Genomic DNA, 3273 nt, shown 5'->3' on the forward strand with positions numbered 1-3273 from the left:
CTCCAAGGGTAAGCGGCTCGCCACGGCACCTTGACGAACGCCGACGGAGCAGTGTCGGCAGCGGTTGGTATCTCAGGTCTGAGGGGTCCAGATGTGCGGCAGCAACTCGTCCAGGCGGTTGGTCGGCTGTGTGGGCAGCCGCATCAACACATCCGTGAGGTAGACCCAGGGGTCGTGCCCATTCAACCGCGCCGAGACGACCAAGCTCATCACGACTGCCGCGCGTTGTCCTCCGAGTTCGCTACCAGCGAAGAGCCATGCTTTTCTGCCCATGGCCCATGGGCGCATCAGATTTTCCAGGTGGTTGTTGTCCAGCGGCACGTTGCCGTCTCGCAGGTTCGCCGTCAGCGCCGTCCAATGGTTCAGGCTGTAGTCGATCGCGTTCGCAGTCCCGCCGCCATCGGGCACGCGCGAGCGCTCGAGCTTCAACCACGCGAAGAGCGCTTCCCAGAGCGGCTTGGCGATGGCGACTCGTTCCTCCAACCTCCGTTCCGCGGTTAGTTCTCGAAGCTTTCGCTCCACCCGGTAGATCTGCGCGATGCGCTGGATCGCCTCGGTGGCCACAGGGCTGACGTTGCCCTTGAGAAGTTCGTCGTACTTCCTTCTCGCATGCGCCAGACATCCGGCAGCCCTGCGGTCCGGCAACGCGATGACGCTCTCGTAGGCCTTGTACTCGTCGCGCACCAGCGTGCCCGACCAACCGTCGAGGAACGCGATGGGGTACTGCGCCCCGCGGCCGACACAGAAGTCGTAGGCCACGCCAGCGTGCGGATCGAAGGCGCCGCGCGCATAGGCCCAGATGTAGGCCTTCTTCGTTTTCCCCGCCCCGGGGTCGAGCATGTTGACCGGCGTCTCGTCGGCGTGCAGCACGCGGGCGCCGAGGACGAACTCCTTCTGCACATCGAAGAGCGGGTGCAAGGCGGCCCCTGCCTTGCCCGACCAGGCGGCCAGCGTCGAGCGCGGCGTGTGCACGCCCGAGCGGGCGTTGATCGTCGCCTGCCGGTAGTACGGAATGTGGTCGACGAAGCGGCTCACCAGCGTGTGGGCGACGAGCCCGGCAGCGGGCATGCCCTTGTCGATCACCTGCGGCTCGACGGGCGGCTGTACCAGGACTTGGCAGCACCGGCAGGCCCACTTGCCGCGCACGTGATGGTGGACGAAGAACTCGGCCGGCACGATGTCGAGCTTCTCGGTGATGTCCTCGCCGATGCGCACCATGGCCTTGCCACAATCCGGAGTCGGGCAGGTGGTGCTCTCGGGTTCGTGCTGGTACTCGACGCGCCTCAGGTGCTCGGGCAACGCCTGGCGACGCGGTGGGCGCTTGGTCTTCTCATCGTCTGCGTCGCTGTCGGCATTTGCTGCCCTGTGGCGGGCTTCGCCCAGCAGGGCTGCGAGCTGGGCCTCCAGACTCGCCTGATCTTCGGCGAGCGCTTCCTCGAACAGATGCCGCTGCTCGGCGCTCATGCGTTCGGTCTTCGCCCCGAACTTCCACGCCTTCAGCCGTGCCAGCTCGAACGTGATGCGCTCGAGCTTGACGTCCTTGAACTTGATGTCCCTTGCGCGCCGTTCGAGCTCCTTGGACTGCTCGCCGATGTGGGAGAGCATTTGCTCGGCCAGTGCGGTGACCTCCGAGTGGCTCAGGCCACTGAGGTCGCAGGCTTTGAAGTCGCGCACATCGAGCATGCAGGCATTGTGCGAAGCCCACGGCCGCCTGCCCATCGGGGCATGTTCGGATTGCCTGGCATGACGACGATGCCCGGCCGCCATCGAACACGCACTACACGCGCGTGATCACTCGCATTTGCTCCAGACGCGACCACGGCAGACCGAGCACGAGGGCGTTGAACTGTTCGTGCGTGAGCGCAACGGGCGATGCTGCGCTCGAGCCTGCATGCGGCCACTGGAAGCCGCCGATGTTGAGTCGGCGCGCGGCACACCACACGCCGAAGCCGTCGTGCACGAGCAGCTTCATGCGGGTGCCTCTCGCGTTGGCGAAGAGGTAGCCGTGGCGGGCCTGCGCAGCGCCGAAGACATGCACGACGCGGGCGAGCAGCCGATCGGCGCCGGCGCGCATGTCGATCGGTTCGGTGGCCAGCCACAACGCCTCGACCTCGATCAGGGGCATGCCACTGATCGGCGCTCTCATCGGTACGCTCATCGAAGCCATGCGCTCAGCCAAGCCGCGCAGTCCGCTCCTGCATCGACGGGCCAGTGGATGGCCACCGCCGTCGCGCCGCGTCGCAGCTCGATGCGGATCTCGGGGGCCGCCATCGCGGTCGCGGGCTTCGGTACTTCAACCGGCAACGGTTGCGGCAACGCCAATGCGACGAATCCGCCGGCAGCGATCTCGACCTTGTCCGTCTCCTTGATGTCTTCGATGGCTGTCAGCGGCCCTGACTTCACGTCGCCCTTGCGCGCGCCGCGCGGCGCTTCCTTGACCAGCACCACACCGGCCTTGCGGCGCCACTTGTGTACCAGGTTCGCGTTCAACCCATGCGCCTGTGCGATCCGGGCGATCGATGCGCCGTGAACCGCGCATTCGCTCAGGACCCGGAGCTTGAGCTCCGCGCTGTGCGGCCGTCGCGACCAACTCTTGTCTTCTTCCATGGTGTCCACCTCGCTTGGTGGACACCATCGTCGACTCCTCGCACTCCTCTTTCAAGATGCCATGCCGAGCCGCTTACCGAACAGCGGCCTGACGCGTTCGTGGATCCTCTGCGCGAAGGCCTTGGTGGCGATCGGCGAGATCGAGCTCATGTCGACGACGAACTTGCCGACGCGGCCTTCACGGCCGCCGGGTGAATCCTTCAGGCCGGCGGCGATGCCGTTCTCCGAACAGAACGGCTTCCACGTCTGGTGTGTCAGGCACCATCGTGATGACGATGTCGACCCGCTCGGCCACTTCGCGCGCGCCGGCGCAGCGGGTGGCGTTGCTGCTCGCAATGGCCTTGGGAAGCTTGCTGCGCGTGAAGACGAAGAGCTCGTGCCCTGCCTTGATCAGGTGGCCGGCCATCGGCGCGCCCATGATGCCCAGGTCGATGAAGCCGATCTTCTGCACTTGCGAGCTCATGTCGTGGTCCTTGTCAGATGTCGAGAGGTCGATGAGGAAGCACTGCTCCGGTGCGACTGCGGCGCTACCACGGTGGCGCCATCGCTGCGTCGCGGTCACTGCGCCAGCTTCTGCCGCCAGCCCAGGCCGGCCTCGGTCGTGGTGGCAGGCTTCTATTCGCAGCCGATCCAGCCGCCGTAGCCCAGGCGGTCGAGGTGGGCGAA

Annotated in this window: 3 protein-coding genes and 1 pseudogene; all 4 read right to left on the minus strand. The window is 66.1% G+C overall.

Features of this window, described 5'->3' with window-relative positions:
- Positions 1-72 precede the first annotated feature (72 nt).
- Complete coding sequence (locus H0W38_RS19365; protein ID WP_292457230.1) at positions 73-1683, minus strand: IS66 family transposase; 1611 nt, start codon at positions 1681-1683, stop codon at positions 73-75.
- 94 nt (positions 1684-1777) lie between these two features.
- On the minus strand, positions 1778-2146 hold the full coding sequence (gene tnpB / locus H0W38_RS19370) for an IS66 family insertion sequence element accessory protein TnpB (RefSeq protein WP_292457232.1): 369 nt from the start codon (positions 2144-2146) through the stop codon (positions 1778-1780).
- 8 nt (positions 2147-2154) lie between these two features.
- Complete coding sequence (locus H0W38_RS19375) at positions 2155-2607, minus strand: transposase (protein WP_292457234.1); 453 nt, start codon at positions 2605-2607, stop codon at positions 2155-2157.
- 102 nt (positions 2608-2709) lie between these two features.
- Positions 2710-3070, minus strand: a pseudogene (locus tag H0W38_RS19380) (NAD(P)-dependent oxidoreductase); the annotation flags it as partial.
- Between the last annotated feature and the right edge of the window lie 203 nt (positions 3071-3273).

The organism is Methylibium sp., assembly GCF_013817365.1.
Taxonomy (GTDB): Bacteria; Pseudomonadota; Gammaproteobacteria; order Burkholderiales; family Burkholderiaceae_C; genus Methylibium.

Excerpts from the sequence above, each read along its gene's own strand:
- H0W38_RS19365 (WP_292457230.1), bottom strand. The coding sequence starts at position 1,683 with ATGCTCGATGTGCGCGACTTCAAAGCCTGCGACCTCAGTGGCCTGAGC.
- tnpB (WP_292457232.1), bottom strand. The coding sequence starts at position 2,146 with ATGAGAGCGCCGATCAGTGGCATGCCCCTGATCGAGGTCGAGGCGTTG.
- H0W38_RS19375 (WP_292457234.1), bottom strand. The coding sequence starts at position 2,607 with ATGGAAGAAGACAAGAGTTGGTCGCGACGGCCGCACAGCGCGGAGCTC.